This window comes from Streptomyces sp. NPDC048349 (assembly GCF_040651925.1).
Classification (GTDB): Bacteria; Actinomycetota; Actinomycetes; order Streptomycetales; family Streptomycetaceae; genus Streptomyces.
Genome location: NZ_JBEZLA010000007.1, coordinates 32,114 through 47,803 on the forward strand (window position 1 = coordinate 32,114; position 15,690 = coordinate 47,803).

Here is a 15,690-nt window from a genome sequence, read left to right on the forward strand (position 1 = left end):
GCATCGAACCGCATTCGAGCAGACGCTCGGAACTGCCAGGCACCAGGCTGGAGGAATATCCGCATGTCCCTGCTGGCAACCGATTCTGTCGGGACGGCACGGTTCCGCGCGTACGGGCCGCGGCAGCTCGACGAGATCGCCGACCGCCACGGCCTGCCCGCCGGCATCCGCGAGACCGTCCGGCTCGTGTCGATGGTGCTGCCCTTCCGGGTCAACGAGTACGTCCTGTCGCAGCTGATCGACTGGGACCGCATCCCCGACGACCCGATGTTCCAACTGGTGTTCCCGCAGCGGGGGATGCTCACCGAGCAGAACGAACGCGACCTGGCCGCGCTCAGCGCCGACCCCGCCTCGAAGGTCGCGCTGCGCACCCTCGTGCAGCAGATCCGCGGCCGCCTCAACCCGCACCCGTCCGGCCAGAAGGAGCTCAACGTCCCCACCCTGGACGGCGTCGAGATCCCCGGACTGCAGCACAAGTACCGCGAGACGGTGCTCTACTTCCCGAGCCAGGGCCAGACCTGCCACTCGTACTGCACCTACTGCTTCCGCTGGGCCCAGTTCGTCGGAGACGCGGACCTGCGCTTCGCCGCCCCCGACCCGAGCGGTCTCGTCTCCTACCTCGGCCGGCACCCCGACGTCACCGACGTCCTGGTGACCGGCGGCGACCCGATGGTGATGTCCACCGAGCGGCTGCGCTCCCACCTGGAGCCGCTGCTCCGCGTGAACACCGTGCGGACCATCAGGATCGGCACCAAGTCCGTCGCGTACTGGCCCCAGCGCTTCGGAGCCGACCCCGACGCCGACGACCTGCTGCGCCTGTTCGAGCAGGTCGTCGCCTCCGGACGCAACCTCGCCGTCATGGCGCACTTCAGCCACCCCCGCGAACTCACCACCGACCTCGCCCTGCGGGCCGTCGCCCGGATCAGGTCCACGGGCGCCCTCGTCTACTGCCAGGCACCGCTGATCGCCCGCGTCAACGACGACCCGGCCGTCTGGAGCGAGATGTGGCGGGCCGAGCTCGCCGCCGGCTCGGTGCCGTACTACATGTTCGTGGAGCGCGACACCGGCCCCTACGACTACTTCCGGGTGCCCCTCGCGCGGGCGGCCGAGATCTTCCAGGGCGCCTACCGCACCCTGCCCGGTCTGGCCCGCACCGTGCGCGGCCCGGTGATGTCCGCGACCCCCGGCAAGGTCGTGGTGGACGGGGTCGTCGAGAACGCCGAAGGCCGCTTCTTCCAGCTGCACATGGTCCAGGCCCGTGACCCCTCGCTGGTCGGCCGGCCCTTCCTGGCGCACTACGACCCGCAGGCGGCCTGGCTCGACGAGCTGCGGCTCGACCGCACCGTCCCCGCCGACATCGCCCGGGCCATCGCGGGACCGGCCTGGCAGGGCGGGCAGGGTGGGCAGGGCGGGCAGGAGCTCTTCGGGACGAAGGCGGCGGCTGCGGCGGGGAGCCGGGGATGAGCGACATGCGGATGTCACCGAACCTCGCCCTCAACCAACTGGTGGCACAGCGCCAGGCGGCCGGCGAGCCGCTGATCCACCTCGGCTTCGGAGAGTCCCGGCTGCCCGCGTTCGCGCCGCTCGTGGAACGGCTCGCCGCGGGCGCGCACCGCAACGCCTACGGCCCGGTGGCCGGTTCGCCCGGGGTCCGCAACGCCGCCGCCGGCTACTTCGCGCGCCGCCGCATCCCCACCGACGCCGAGCAGATCGTGGTCGCCCCCGGCAGCAAGCCGCTGCTGATGGCCCTCAACCTGGCGGTCCCCGGCGACGTCCTGCTGCCCCGCCCGGCCTGGAACACCTACGCCCCCCAGGCCCGGCTGGCCGGCAAGCACCCGATCGCCGTCCCGATCCCCGCAGAGTGCGGCGGGGTACCGGACCCGGACGCCCTGCGCGAGTGCATCACCGCGGCGCGCGTCCTCGGGCGCGACCCGCGCATCATGGTGCTGACCCTCCCGGACAACCCGACCGGCACCCTCGCCCCACCCCCGCTGATCCGCGAACTGTGCGCGATCGCCGAGGAGGAGGGCCTGCTGATCGTCTCGGACGAGATCTACCGGGACGTGGTGCACGACCCCGCCACCGACTATCTCAGCCCGGCCGAAGTGGCCCCCGGGAGCACGGTCATCACCACCGGCCTGAGCAAGAGCCTGGCCCTGGGCGGCTGGCGCATCGGCGTGGCCCGCTTCCCGCAGGGCCCCTGGGGCGAGGGGATCCGCACCGCAGTGGTCTCGGTGGCCAGCGAGGTCTGGTCGACGCTGGCCGGTCCGATGCAGGAGGTGGCCGAGTACGCCTTCGGCGAGCCGCCGGAGGTACGCGCGCGGCTGCGGGCCAGCGCGCGGCTGCACGGCGCCGTCGCCCGGGAGGTCCACCGCATCACCGTGGCCGCCGGCGCCCGCTGCCGCCCGCCGACCGGGGCGTTCTACGTCTACCCCGACTTCGAACCGGTCCGCGGGGAGCTGGCGAAGTACGAGGTGACCGACTCGCCCACGCTGGCCCGCCGGATGCTGGACCTCGGAATCGTGGTGCTCGCCGGACACCTGCTCGGCGACGAGGGGGACGCCCTGCGGTTCAAATGCGCCACCAGCATGCTGTACGGCGAGACGGCCGAGGAGCAGCAGCTCGCCCTCGACGCGCCGGACCCCACCGCCCTGCCGCACGTGCGCAACACGCTCGACAGGATCGAGGAGAGTTTCCGAAATCTCGTCCCCTGATCGGGCCGCCCCATGCCGGACGGCCCGACTCGGATAGAAATCCTCGCCGGGCCGCCGGGGGCCGTTCTCTTCGCTTTGCCGATCACTTGGCCGATTCGGTCTGGGTGATCAATGTGTTCCAGAGGATATCCGGGCTCGCGAAATTCTCCAGCTTCAGAGCGTCGTCCAGGAAACGGACGTCATATGCGCCCTCCAGGGCGGCGAGCAGCTCGACCGTGCCCATGGAGTCCAGCCCCAGGTCACGGAGTTCGGCATCACCGGTCAATTTCTCACCGGGTGGGAGATAGGGCAGGAACGGGCGTACGACGGCCTCGAAAGCGCCGTCCCAGGTGTGCTTCGTGAGTTCTGGCATATGGGAATGATGGAGGCGCCGGATGACGGCTGTCAATAAGTCCCAGAAATGGTCCGGGAAATGGCAGGTCGATAATTCCCGGCGAGGAGGAGCAGAAATGGAACCCATGGCGCGGACCGCGCTGCACGCACGTTTCCTGCGCGGCCTGGAACGCTCACCGCACGGGGTGGCCGTGCGCGTCGGGAAGGACACCGTCGACTACGCGACGGCCCACGCACTGGCCCTGTCCTGGGCCGGTGCGCTGCTGGCGGCCCCCGGCGGGCCGCCCAAGGCCGTCGGCATCCTGGCGGGCCGCAGCCTCACCTCGTACGTCGCCGTCCTGGCGAGCCTGTACGCGGGACTCCCCGCGGTGCCGCTGCTGGCCGACTTCCCGCCCGGCAAGATCGCCTCGATGCTCGCGTCCGCGGAGGTCTCCGCCCTCGTCGTGGACGAGGAGGGCGCGGCCCGGCTCGCGACGGACCTCGCCAAGGACGCACCGACCGCCCTCGCGACCGCCCTCGGGGACCTGCCGGTCCTCGCCCCGCACCTGAACCCCGCCGAGGCCGGGGCGCTCGCCGCCGCCGGCGGCCTGCGGCCGCTCCTGGCCGGCCCGGGCACCGCGCTGGCGGATCCCGTGTGGTCCGCCGGGCCCCAGGACGTGGCGTACGTCCTGTTCACCTCCGGCTCCACCGGCCGGCCCAAGGGCGTACGGCTCACGCACGGCAACCTGGCGCACTACTTCTCCCTCATGGACGCCTGGTACGACTTCACCGCCGCCGACGTCTTCTCCCAGGCCGCCAACCTCAACTGGGACTCCGCGGTCTCGGACCTGTGGTGCGCCTGGGCGGTCGGTGCGCCCCTGGTCTCGGTCTCCCCGCACGCCTACCGCGACCTGCCCGCCTTCGTCGCCGAGCACGGCATCACCGTCTGGTTCTCGGCGCCCAGCGTCATCTCGCTGGCCCGCCGCACCGGGCGCCTGCTGCCGGGCAGCATGCCCTCGCTGCGCTGGACGTACTTCGGCGGGGAGGCGCTCCAGTTCCAGGACACCGACGCCTGGCAGCAGGCCGCCCCCCGCTCCGCGGTGATCAACGTCTACGGCCCGACCGAGATGACCATCACCACCCACCGCCACACCTGGTCGCCGCAGGAGTCGACCGCGCTCGGCGTCAACGGGGTCGTGCCGCTCGGCCTGCTCCACGACGGGCATGCGGAACTGCTCCTGGACGAGGCCGGCGAGCCCGCCCTGGAGGAGGGCGAACTGTGGCTGTCCGGGCCGCAGTTGTCGGCCGGCTACCTGGACCCGGCCGACGGGGCCGGCAAGTACCTCGAGCGCGACGGCGTCCTGTGGTACCGCACCGGCGACCGGGTGCGCCGGCTCTCCGGGGGCGAACTGGTCTACCTGGGACGCACCGACTCCCAGGTGCAGGTGCAGGGCTACAGGGTCGAACTGGCCGAGGTGGAACACGCCCTGCGCGACGGCACCCCGGTCACCGACGCGGTCGTGGTCGGCGTGCCCGTGGCCAACAGCACCGAGCTCGTCGCCTTCTACCTCGGCGGGCAGCGCACACCGCAGGAGTTCCACCGCGACCTGGCCGGGCTGCTGCCCGCCCAGCTGATCCCGCGCCACTACCACCGGCTGGACGAGTTCCCGCTGAACACCAACAAGAAGACCGACCGGCTGGAGCTCACCGCGCGCGCCACCGCCCTGCACGGCACCCGTGTACCGGTGAGCGCGAGCTGATCCCCGAACCGACCCATCACAGCACGGAAGAGGAAGACCCATGCGCACAAGACCCCGGCCCCGCCAGGGAGCGGTCCGCAGATTCGCGCTGCTCGCCGTGGCCGCACTGACCGCCACGCTGTTCTCCGTCCCGGCCACGAGCGCCGCCAACACCGCAGCGGCCTGGCCCACGGGCGGTCACGACATCCGCAACAGCCGCTCGAACCCGCAGGAAACGACGATCACCAAGGGCAACGTCGGCCGCCTGAAGGCCAAGTGGACCTTCGCCACCAACGGCGACGTGTCCGCCACCCCGGCCGTGGTGGACGGCGCCGTCTACTTCCCCGACTGGGGCGGCTGGCTGCACAAGGTGAACGCGAAGACCGGCAGCCGCATCTGGTCGCGCAAGGTGTCCGACTACACCGGTGACCCGGCCTCGGTCGCCCGCACCAGCCCCGCCGTCGTCGGCGGCAAGGTGTACATAGCGGACTGGAACAGGGCCGTCCTGATCTCCGTCGACGCGGCCACCGGCAACAAGGTGTGGAGCCGGGAGGTCGACACCCAGTACAAGGCCGTACTGACCCAGTCGCCCGTCGTGCACAACGGCGTGATCTACCAGGGGGTCTCCTCCCGCGAATCCGAGGGCGCCCTCGACCCGGCCTACCCCTGCTGCACCTTCCGGGGCAGTGTGAACGCCTTCGACGCCGCGACCGGCGACCGGCTGTGGCGCCAGTACACGACCCCCGACAACGGCGGCCGGCCCGGCGGCTACAGCGGCGTGGCCGTGTGGGGCACTCCGGCCCTGGACCCGTCCACCAACACGGTGTACTTCACCACCGGCAACAACTACACCGTGCCCCAGTCCGTCAGCGACTGCCAGAGCGCCGGGCACACCCCCGCCGAGTGCTACGCCCCGGACAACTACGTGGACACCGTCCTCGCCCTCGACATGCGGACCGGCCAGATCAAATGGAACACCGGCGCCAAGCGCTTCGACGCCTGGAACACCGGCTGCATCCCCGGCTTCCCGCCCAACAACTGCCCGCCGAACCCGGGATACGACTACGACTTCGGCGACGGCGCGCACCTGTTCACCATCAAGGGCCCCGACGGCTGCCCCCGCAAGGTGATCGGCGCGGGCGAGAAGAGCGGCGAGTACTGGCTGATGGACGCGGCCACCGGAGCGGTGGTCTGGAGCGCGGCGGCCGGCCCCGGCGGCCACATCGGCGGCATCCAGTGGGGCACCGCCAATGACGACAAGCGGATCTACATCGCCGAGGCCAACTTCAACCGGCAGCCCTACCAGCTGGCCGACGGCACGACGACGACCCGCAGCTCCTTCGCGGCCCTCGACCCGCAGACCGGACGCATCCTGTGGCAGGTCGCCGACCGCACCGACGGCTTCGCCTGGGGCGCCCTGACCACCGCGAACGGCGTCGTCTTCGGCGGCTCCACCAGCGGCCGCATGTACGCGTTCGACGGGGCGACCGGCGCCTACCTGTGGGACTTCACCGCGCCGTACTCCTCCAACGCGGGCCCCGCGGTCGTCGACGGCACCGTCTACTGGGGCAACGGCTACGCCCGCTTCGCCAACGGCGGCGGCACCACCGGCAGCCTCACCGAGGGCACCTTCTACGCCTTCAGCGTCGACGGCAAGTAGCCGCACGCACGGGAGGGGCCGGTACCCATCGGGTACCGGCCCCTCCCCCTGTCCGCCTGCGGCCGCCCGCCCGCGGCTGCCCGCCCCTGCGCTCAGGCCGGCACCGGCACCGGCAGCCGCCGCCGCACCGGCCGCATCGCCGACCGGGGCGTCACCGGCACCACCCGGAAGGCGCGCGTGGTGCACGCGACCCGGGTGAACAGCCCGTCCTGCCCGGACACGTACAGCCGGCCGACCCCGGCCCGCTGCAGCGCGGCCACCACGTCCGGCCAGCGCACCGTACGGACGAAGCCGTCCAGCAGCATGCCGCGCACCCCCTCACCGGTGGTCACCACCCTGCCGTCCTGGTCCGCGACCAGCGGCAGCCGCGGCTCGGACCAGGTCAGTCCGTCGAAGACCTCCGCGTCCACCCGGTCCCGCAGCCCCCCGAAGAGGTACGAGTGCATGGGCGGCTTCATCGTGTACATCGACATGCCGCCCAGCGAGCGGATGCGGTGCTGGAGCCAGTCCAGCACCGACTCGTGCACCGTGAGCATCGTGAAGTCGTGGTCGACGACACAGGACACGTCGCTCCACTCGCCGCGTTCCTCGAGCTCCCGGCGCAGCAGCGCGACCTTCTCCTGCGGCACCCGGGCGATCGACTGGGTGACCAGGGCGGGGTGCTCCCGCGCGAAGTAGTCCTCCATCGTGTCGGCGAGCCGCGCGGTCATCCGTACGGCGTCGGGGAAGTCGAGCACCCCCGAGAAGACCGCGGCGGCCCGGGCGCCGAAGCTCGGCCCCGCCACGTACGCGGGCGCCGCCCCCAGCCGGTCCGTGGCCCAGCGCGCCAGCGCGAGGCAGTTCACCACGAAGGAGATCTGCCCGTAGAGCGAGTAGTCGCCGTCGGCCCGCTGGTAGCGGTCGGCCAGTGAGAAGCCCAGCACGTCGTCGGCGAGCGCGTGCAGCTCCCGGGCGTACGGATTGACCAGCATGAACCGGGCCACCTCGGAGAAGGCCGTCGGCTGCATGCCGGGAAAGACGATCGCCGCCCCGGTCGGGGTGTCGCTGTCGGTGTGAGTGTCCATGCACGGAGGTTGGCCCGCCCCGCCCCGCGCCGAGCACCCCTGCCGCCCCCTGAGTTGCCGTCCGCACAAGGCCCGCTTAAGCGGCCGCGCGCAGGATCGCCGGTACACGCGGTCCGACAGTCCACGGGCCCGCAGACGCGAGGGGATGCCGCGGATGTCAGAGCCACGCTTCGCCACCTTCACCGAACTCCTCCGCGTGCGGACGGCCGAGCTCGCCGACGAGGACGTGCACGTCTTCCTGCGCGACACCGCCCGGGGAGCGCGGGCCGAACACCTCACGTACGGGGAGCTCGACCGGGAGGCGAGACGCATCGCGGCCGGCCTCCAGGAACACGGCGCGACCGGGCAGCCGGTGCTGCTGGTCTACTCCTCGACCGTCGAGTTCCTCAAGGCCTTCGCCGGCTGCCTCTACGCGGGCTGCGTCGCCGTCCCCGTACCGATGCCCGGCGAAGCGGGCCGCGACAAGCGGCTCAACCGCACCACCGCCGTCCTGAAGGACACCGGCGCCAAGGTGGTCCTCACCGAGACCGCCGCCGCGCCCGAGGTCGCGCTCTGGCTCGCCCGCAACTCCCGTCCGGACGCGCAGTGCGTGGTCACCGACGTCCCCGGCATCGGCGACGCCGACGCCTGGCAGCCCGTCACCGCACGCCCCGACGACCTCGTGTTCCTCCAGTACACCTCCGGCTCCGTCTGCGAACCGCGCGGCGTGACCGTCTCCCACCGCAACCTGCTGGCCAACCAGGCCGCCCTGCAGAAGGTGCTGCAGACCACCCGCGAGGACGTCTTCGGCAGCTGGCTGCCGTACTTCCACGACATGGGACTGGTGGCCCACCTGCTGCACCCCGTCTGGCTCGGCAGCCACAGCGTCCAGGTCACGCCGCTGTCCTTCGTCAAGCGCCCGCTGCGCTGGCTCCAGGCCATCGACGCGTACGGCGTCACCGTCGGCGGCGGACCCAACTTCTGCTACGACCTGTGCGTCCGGCGGATCAAGGACGAGCAGATCGCCGACCTGGACCTGTCCCGCTGGCGCCTGGCCCTCAACGGCGCCGAACCGGTGCGCCCCGAGAGCCTGGACGAGTTCGCCGCACGGTTCGCCCCGGCCGGATTCCGCCCCGAGGCCCTGCGCCCCTGCTACGGACTGGCCGAGGCCACCCTGGTCGTCTCCGGCGGCGTCCCCGGCACCCCCCACGTCCGCAAGGACTTCAACAGGACCGCCCTGGAACGCGACCGGGCGGTCGGCGCCGGGCCCGCCGCCGCCGGCACCGAGCCCGTCCGGACCCTGATCGGCTGCGGCGCCCCCGTCGACATCGAAGTGCGCATCGTCGACCCGCTGACCCACCACGAACTGCCCTCCGGAGCGGTCGGGGAGATCTGGCTGCGCGGCTACAGCGTCGCCCGCGGCTACTGGCAGCGGCCCACCGAGACCGTGCGCACCTTCCGCGCCAGCCTCAACGACGAGGAGAGCGGCTTCCTGCGCACCGGCGACCTGGGCATGCTCGAGGACGGCGAGCTGTTCGTCACCGGACGGCTGAAGGAAGTCATCATCATCAACGGCCGCAACGTCTACCCGCAGGACGTCGAATGGGCCGCGCGGACCGTCAGCCCCGCCCTGACCTTCGGCCTGGGCGCCGCCTTCTCGGTGGACGCCGGCCGCGAACACCTCGTCCTCGTCCAGGAGGTGCGCGGAGCGGCCGGTGAGGAACTGCGCACCGTCGCACAGAAGATCCAGGCCCTGATCGGCAAGGAGTTCGAGGTCCCCGCCGGCAACATCCTCCTGGTGCGCCCCGGCACCGTACGCCGCACCAGCAGCGGCAAGGTCCAGCGCACCCTGATGCGCAAGCTCTTCCTCGACGGCGTGCTGCGCGGCGACCACGAGGTGCTGACCCCCGACGTGTGGGCACTGGCACGGGCCGAGGACGTGCTGTTCGGCGAGGACCTGCTGCGGCCGGAAGGAGCCGACGGAGGAAGACGGTGGTAGCCGCCCTCCTCGGCGAGCGCACGGTGGCGCACCGGCGCGAGGAGGCCGTCCGGACCCGGGTCGCCGCCCTGGAGACGCTGCTCGGCGACCCCTCGGACCCGGCCAACCCGGTCGGCTACACCGCCCTGCTCGAAGCCGACCGGGCGGCGGTGCCCTTCGCCGCCGGCGAGGCGCTGCTCGACCGGTTCGGGATCACCGACGAGTACATCCCGCAGGCCCTGGGCGGGCGGCTCGACGGCATGGACACCCTGGTCAGGATCATGCGCCCGGTCTTCCGCCGGGACGTGGGCCTGGCCATGGGGCACGGCATGACCACCTTCATGGCCGCCTCCGACGTGTGGACCGCCGGGAACTCCCGGCAGCGGCACTGGCTGGCCGGGCTGCTGCGCGAGGGCGGCAAGGCGGCCATCGCCCAGCACGAGACCGCCCACAGCAACGACTACGTCCGCAGCCAGGTCACCGCCCGGCGCGGCACCGGCGGCTATCTGATCAGCGGCGGCAAACCGCTGGTCAACAACCTGGAGCGGGCCGGCGCGCTGGTCCTGTTCTGCCGCACCGACCCGGCACCCGGCAGCCGCAGCCACTCCGTGCTCCTGCTCGGACCGGAGCAGCTGGACGACGTACGTGCGGCGGTGACGGCCCGCCGCACACCGGTCGGGCTGCGCGGATGCCGGTTCGCGGGGGTGGAGTTCGACGACTGTCCGGTGCCCGCCACCGCCCTGCTCGGTCCCGAGGGCACCGGGATCGAGACCGCCCTGCGCTCCTTCCAGATCAGCCGGACGGTGATCTCCGCCTCGGCCGTGGCCGCCCTCGACACCAGCCTGCGCACCGCCGTCCGCTTCGATCGGGAGCACTCCGGCGGGGCGCGGGCCCGCGGCGTCGACGGGAGCCGCACGGGCGCCGCACTGACCAGCGCCTTCGTCAACCTGCTGCTCTACGACAGCCTCGCGGTGGTGGCCACCAGGGCCCTGCACCTGCTGCCCGCCGAGACCAGCGTCTACTCGGCGGCGCTGAAGTACCTGCTGCCCCGCGTGCTCACCGAGACCATGTACGACCTCTCCATCGTCCTCGGCTCCGGCTTCTACACCCGTGAGGGCACCCTCGGCATCTTCCAGAAGCACGTACGGGACGTACCGGTGCTCAGCCTCGGCCACGCCGGGACGGTCGCCTGCCAGGCCACGGTCATCCCGCAGATGCCGTGCCTGGCCCGCAGTTCGTGGTTCCTGGAGGACGAGGCGCCCTCGGGGCTGTTCCGGCTGGCCGGGGACCTGCCGCCGCTGCGCACCGACCGGCTCTCCCTCGCGTGCGGGCGGGACTCGCTCAGCGCGACGATGCTCGCCGTCAGCGCGGCCATCGACGGCAGCGGACCCGTCGAGCGCGCCCTGCGCACGCTCGCGGGGCAGCTCGTCGAGGAGTTCCGCGACGTACGCAGCCGGGTGCTCGGGCTGGAGGCGGCCGGTTGCGCGGCCACCGCGCAGCCCGCCCGGTTCGCGCTCATGGACCGGTACGCGCTGCTGCTTGCGGCCGCCGCCGTCCTGGGCCTGTGGGACCAGGGCCGCTACGGCCCCGACCCGTTCCTCGCCGACCCGTCCTGGGCGGCGGCCGCGCTGCACCACATCGCCCGCCGGCTCGGCACGCGCGTGGCCGATCTGCCGCCGGAGTGCGAGACCCGGATCCGGCACGAGGTCCAGCTCCGCTTCAGCACCCAGATCAGCTACGACCTCTACTCCACCCCCATCCCGGGCTGACCGGGACCTGGGCCGTACGCACCGAAGGAGCCCCACGATGACCGTTCCCACCGGTCGGCACCCCGCGACCACCCCGACCGCCGCGACCACCGTGGCCGAGGGTGCCGGCGCCGGGGCCGTACTGCCGCACGCGTGGCTGTCGGCACGGCTCTCCGTCTACCTGCGCCGGGCTCCCGAGTCCATCGACCCCACCGTGCCCCTCGCCGAGTACGGCATGGACTCGGTGGCGGCGCTGAGCCTGTGCGGGGACCTGGAGGAGGAGTTCGGGCTCGAGGTGGAGCCGACGCTGCTGTGGGACCACCCGACCGTGGAGAGCCTGCTGCGCCGCCTTTCGGCCGTCCTGGCCGCCGCCGCGCCCGCCGACTCGCCCGCCGGACCGGCCGCCACCGCCGCGGTGGACCAGCGCTGATGGGGGACATCGCCCTCGTCGGCATCGACTGCGCGTTCCCCGGGGCGGCGGGCACGGCGGCGTACTGGGACCTGCTGATGCGGGGCGGGTCCGGCACCGGCCCGGTCCCCGCCCAGCGCTGGGAGGCGCGCGACTTCCCCGCTGTCAGCGGCCGCGGTGGATTCCTCGACGACGTCGATGTCTTCGACAGCGACTTCTTCTCAATCACCCCGCACGAGGCCGCCGCGATGGACCCGCACCAGCGGCTGCTGCTGCCCTGTGCCTGGCGCGCCCTCGAGGACTCCGGCCGCGCCCCCGGTGCCCTCGCGGGCACGGAGACCGGGGTGTTCATCGGCATGATGGGTGGCGAGTGGGGCCGCCTCACCATGAGCGACCTCGCGCAGGTCACCCCGCTGCTCGGCGCCGGCAGCAGCGCCGGGATGGCGGCCAACCGGATCTCCTACCACTTCAACCTCACCGGCCCCAGCCTGGCCGTCGACACCGCCTGCTCCTCCTCGCTCGTCGCCGTCCACCTCGCCGCCACCTCCCTGCTGGCGGGGGAGTGCGACACCGCGCTGGCCGGCGGCGCCAACATCGTGCTCTCGCCGTCCATGGGCATGGTCTACGGACAGCTCGGCCTGGCCGCCCAGGACGGCCGCTGCAAGCCCTTCAGCGCCGACGCCGACGGCATCGGGCGCAGTGACGGCGTGGGCCTGGTCGTCTTGCGCCGGCTCGACGACGCCCTCGCCGACGGACAGCGGATCTACGCCGTCCTGCGCGGCAGCGCCGTCAACCAGGACGGCCGCAGCAACGGGGTCATCGCCCCCAACCGCTGGTCGCAGGAGCGGGTCCTGCACTCCGCCTACCGGCGCGCCGGCATCACCCCGGACCGCGTCGCGTTTCTGGAGGCGCACGGGACCGGCACCGTACTGGGCGACGCGATCGAGTGCGCGGCGCTCGGCGCGGTGCACGGCACCGCACGCGAGGCCCCCTGCGCGCTGGGCTCCGTCAAGGGCAACCTGGGCCACACCGAGGGCGCGGCGGGCATAGCCGGACTCATCAAGACCGCCTTGGCACTGCACCACCGCATCGTCCCCGCCAGCCTCTTCGCCGACCGCGAGAACCCGCGGCTGCGGCTCGGGGAACGGGGCCTGAGGCTGCTGAAGTCCCCGATGCGGCTGCCCCGCGGCGAGAGCCTCGCCGCCGTGAGCAGCTTCGGCATGGGCGGCACCAACGCCCATGCCGTCCTGGGCTCGGCGCCCCGGCGCCCCCGCCGGACCGGGCCCGCCGTCGCCGGCGCCCGTACGGGCGCGGCCCGTGGGGCCGTCGGCGTGTTCACCGTCAGCGGCGACACCCCCGAGGCGCTGCGCCGCAACCTGGCCGTGCAGGCGGAGGCGGTCGCCAGGCGGCCGCGCGGCGCAGCCGCCGCGCTGTGCTGGAGCAGCAACCGCGTCAAGACGGGCCTGCCGCACCGGTTCGCGGTCACCGTCCGCGACACCGACGAGCTCGTCTCACAACTGCGCCGGGCGGCGGACCGGGATCCCGCCGCGAGCGCCGGGCGCCCCTGGGGCAGGCCGGTCGTGGCCTTCCTCTTCACCGGCCAGGGCAGCGTGTTCCCGGGCATGACGGCGGGGCTGCACCGCGAGTCGGCGGCCTACCGCCGCCATCTCGCCGAGGCGGACGAGGCCCTGGCCGCACCCCTGGGCACCTCGGTGCGGGAGCTGGTCCTGGGCGGTGACGAGCGGGTGCACCGCCCCGAGTTCGCGCAGCCCGCCCTGTTCGCCGTCGGCTACGCCCTGGCCCGCACTCTCACGGCGCTCGGGATCGCCCCGGCCGCCGTCCTCGGCCACAGCCTGGGCGAGTACGCGGCAGCCGTGACCGCGGGCGCCCTCGACCTGGACGAGGCCGCCCGCCTGGTGGTGCGGCGCGGCGCTCTGACGGGCGAACTGCCCTCCGGCGGCGGCATGATCGCCGTGGCCACCGGCCCCGAGGAGGTCGCCGGACTCCTCGCGGGGGAGCCGGACACCGTCGTGGCCGCGCTGAACGGCCCCGCGGACACCGTGCTGTCCGGACCGCGGGCCGCCCTGGCCAGGATCGAAGAGGAGCTCGCCGGACGCGGCGTACGGGTCCGGCAGCTGCCCGCCTCCCACGCCTTCCACTCGCCCCTGACGGCCCCGGCCGCCGCGAAGCTGCGCACCGAGGCGGTCCGGTGTGCGCCGCCCGCGGTGCCGGTGGCCTCGACCCGCTACGGCCGGATGCTGCACCACGAACCCATGGACGCCGACTACTGGGCGGACCAGATCGAGGAGCCCGTGCTCATGGACCCCGCGCTGAGAGCGCTCGTCTCGGACATTGCCCCCACCCATCTCATCGAGATCGGCCCGCGCGCCCAGCTCCTGCAGCTCGCCGCCCGGGGCGGACGGGCGCCGGGAGCCGAGTTCCTGCACCCCGCGCCGGGCCCCGGGGCGACCGGCCGGGACCTCGCCGAGACCGTCGCCGCCCTGCACCGCTGCGGGCTCGACCCGCTGTGGGAGGAGCTGTACGCACCCGAGCACCGGGTCGTCGAGCCGATGAGCCCGTACGTCTTCTCCTGCGCGCAGCGGTACTGGGAGCGGCGGACGCCGCTTGCGCCGGCTCGGGCGACGACCCCGGCCGTGGCTCCGGCCGGAGAACGGCCGCCGGAGCGGCAGGAGCCCGGGGCCGGCCCGGCAGCCGGCCGCGGCACGGGTGACAGTGGTGCCCCGGCCGCCGGGCGCGACCCGGGTGACAGCGGCGACCCGGGTGGCAGCGGCGACCCGGGTGGCAGCGGCGACCCGGTGCTGCACGCCGTGGTCCGGGCGGTCACCGAGGTCGGGGGGTACCCCCCGGAGCGCGTGGTGCGCGAGGCGCGCTTCCACGAGGACCTCGGCTTCGACTCGGTGATGATCATGCAGCTGAAGAACCGGGTGGAGGCCCGGCTGCCGCACGTGGGCGAGGTGTCCGTCCAGCAGATGCTCCCCGCGCTGCGCTCGGTCGGCTCCCTCGCCGCGTTCCTCGGCGACCTGATCACGGCGAGGCCGGCATGACCGGCCGCACCGTCTACCTGGCGGCCGCCGGTACGGCGCTGCCCGGGGAGCCGGTGGACAACCCCGCGCTCGGCCGGCTGCTGGGGGTGAGCGAGGAGTGGATCGACCTCTTCGTCGGCACCAGGACCCGGCACTTCGGCTGGGACCCGGTGACCGGCGAGGTCCGCGGCTCCCTGGCCGACCTGTGCGCCGAGGCCGGCGCGCAGGCCCTGGACGCCTCCGGGCTCGACCCCGCCGACATGGAGTTCCTGGTCCTCGCCACCGCGACCCCCGACCTGCTGCTGCCGACCACCGCGAGCGAGGTCGCCGACCGGCTGGGCCTCGGCCACCTGCCGGTCTTCCAGCTCCAGTCGGGCTGCTCGGGAGCGGTCCAGGCCCTGGACCTCGGCCGCACCCTCGTCCTCGGCGGCCGCCGGGCCGGGCTGGTCCTCGGCGGTGACGTCACCCACCGCTTCCTGTCGCCCGGGAGGGACACCGCCCGGATGCCCACCGAGGAGCTGGTCAACCACGTCCTGTTCGGCGACGGAGCGGGAGCGGCCGTGCTCGCCGACGAGCCCGAGGGCGAGCGGGTCGCCGTACGGGCGGTGCTGAACTCGTGGACCGGACAGGGCCGCCCGCCCGGCCAGCTGCTCGACTGGTACGGCACCACCGACCGGCACTCCGGGCGCCGGATGCTCGCCGAGGACTACAAGGCGATCGAGGAGCACGTCCCGTCGATCACCGTGGAGATCCTGTGGGAGCTGCTCGGCGTACTCGGCTGGGACCTGGACGACATCGGCTACCTGCTGCCGCCCCAGCTCTCCGAACGGATGACCGGGCGCATCCTGGAGCGGCTGCCGGCCACCTCCGCACGGGAGGTCTCCTGCGTCGCCGAGACCGGCAACACGGGCAACGCCCTGCCCTTCCTGCAACTCGACCGGCTGCTGCCCGAGTTCACCACCGGAGAGCGCGCACTGGCCCTGTGCGTGGAGTCCAGCCGGTGGATCAGAGCCGGGTTCGCCCTGGAGAAGGTGTGAGGCGTC

Annotated in this window: 11 protein-coding genes; 9 read left to right on the plus strand and 2 right to left on the minus strand. The window is 73.3% G+C overall.

Annotation, left to right across the window (positions count from 1 at the left end):
- The first annotated feature begins 63 nt into the window (after positions 1-63).
- Both AB0D44_RS06335 and AB0D44_RS06340 read left to right on the plus strand, forming a co-directional pair.
- Positions 64-1,464: a lysine 2,3-aminomutase gene (locus tag AB0D44_RS06335; RefSeq protein WP_362585205.1), complete on the plus strand. Its 1,401-nt coding sequence runs from the start codon at positions 64-66 to the stop codon at positions 1,462-1,464.
- Positions 1,461-2,714, plus strand: coding sequence for a pyridoxal phosphate-dependent aminotransferase (locus tag AB0D44_RS06340; RefSeq protein ID WP_362585208.1), 1,254 nt, complete (start codon positions 1,461-1,463; stop codon positions 2,712-2,714). The genes AB0D44_RS06335 and AB0D44_RS06340 overlap by 4 nt, the downstream gene beginning before the upstream one ends.
- An 82-nt stretch (positions 2,715-2,796) precedes the next feature.
- Here AB0D44_RS06340 and AB0D44_RS06345 read toward each other — a convergent pair whose 3' ends face one another.
- On the minus strand, positions 2,797-3,066 hold the full coding sequence (locus AB0D44_RS06345) for a phosphopantetheine-binding protein (RefSeq protein WP_362585211.1): 270 nt from the start codon (positions 3,064-3,066) through the stop codon (positions 2,797-2,799).
- 97 nt (positions 3,067-3,163) lie between these two features.
- Here AB0D44_RS06345 and AB0D44_RS06350 point away from each other — a divergent pair, with 97 nt between their 5' ends.
- Positions 3,164-4,786: an AMP-binding protein gene (locus tag AB0D44_RS06350; protein WP_362585214.1), complete on the plus strand. Its 1,623-nt coding sequence runs from the start codon at positions 3,164-3,166 to the stop codon at positions 4,784-4,786.
- A 40-nt stretch (positions 4,787-4,826) separates the two neighbouring features.
- A complete protein-coding gene (locus tag AB0D44_RS06355) occupies positions 4,827-6,425 on the plus strand; it encodes a PQQ-binding-like beta-propeller repeat protein (RefSeq protein WP_362585216.1) in 1,599 nt (532 codons plus the stop codon).
- A 92-nt stretch (positions 6,426-6,517) separates the two neighbouring features.
- On the opposite strand, the gene AB0D44_RS06360 is transcribed toward AB0D44_RS06355, so the two are convergent.
- Positions 6,518-7,489 carry an ACP S-malonyltransferase gene (locus AB0D44_RS06360; RefSeq protein WP_362585219.1) on the minus strand — a complete coding sequence of 324 codons (972 nt, stop codon included), beginning with the start codon at positions 7,487-7,489 and terminating at the stop codon, positions 6,518-6,520.
- 154 nt (positions 7,490-7,643) lie between these two features.
- On the opposite strand from AB0D44_RS06360, the gene AB0D44_RS06365 reads away from it, so the two are divergent.
- The 5 genes from AB0D44_RS06365 to AB0D44_RS06385 are packed head-to-tail and all read left to right on the plus strand — an operon-like array spanning position 7,644 to position 15,684.
- Positions 7,644-9,467, plus strand: a complete 1,824-nt coding sequence (locus tag AB0D44_RS06365; RefSeq protein WP_362585222.1) for a fatty acyl-AMP ligase — start codon at positions 7,644-7,646, stop codon at positions 9,465-9,467.
- On the plus strand, positions 9,461-11,215 hold the full coding sequence (locus AB0D44_RS06370; RefSeq protein WP_362585225.1) for an acyl-CoA dehydrogenase: 1,755 nt from the start codon (positions 9,461-9,463) through the stop codon (positions 11,213-11,215). The genes AB0D44_RS06365 and AB0D44_RS06370 overlap by 7 nt, the downstream gene beginning before the upstream one ends.
- Positions 11,216-11,252: 37 nt before the next feature.
- Positions 11,253-11,624 (plus strand): acyl carrier protein, encoded by a 372-nt coding sequence (locus AB0D44_RS06375; protein WP_362585228.1) that lies wholly within the window; start codon positions 11,253-11,255, stop codon positions 11,622-11,624.
- Positions 11,624-14,668, plus strand: coding sequence for a beta-ketoacyl synthase N-terminal-like domain-containing protein (locus tag AB0D44_RS06380; RefSeq protein WP_362585231.1), 3,045 nt, complete (start codon positions 11,624-11,626; stop codon positions 14,666-14,668). Before AB0D44_RS06375 ends, AB0D44_RS06380 begins: the two co-directional genes overlap by 1 nt.
- The gene (locus AB0D44_RS06385) at positions 14,665-15,684 is read left to right on the plus strand and encodes a 3-oxoacyl-ACP synthase III family protein (RefSeq protein ID WP_362585234.1); all 1,020 of its coding nucleotides are present in this window, start codon (positions 14,665-14,667) and stop codon (positions 15,682-15,684) included. The genes AB0D44_RS06380 and AB0D44_RS06385 overlap by 4 nt, the downstream gene beginning before the upstream one ends.
- Positions 15,685-15,690: the final 6 nt, after the last annotated feature.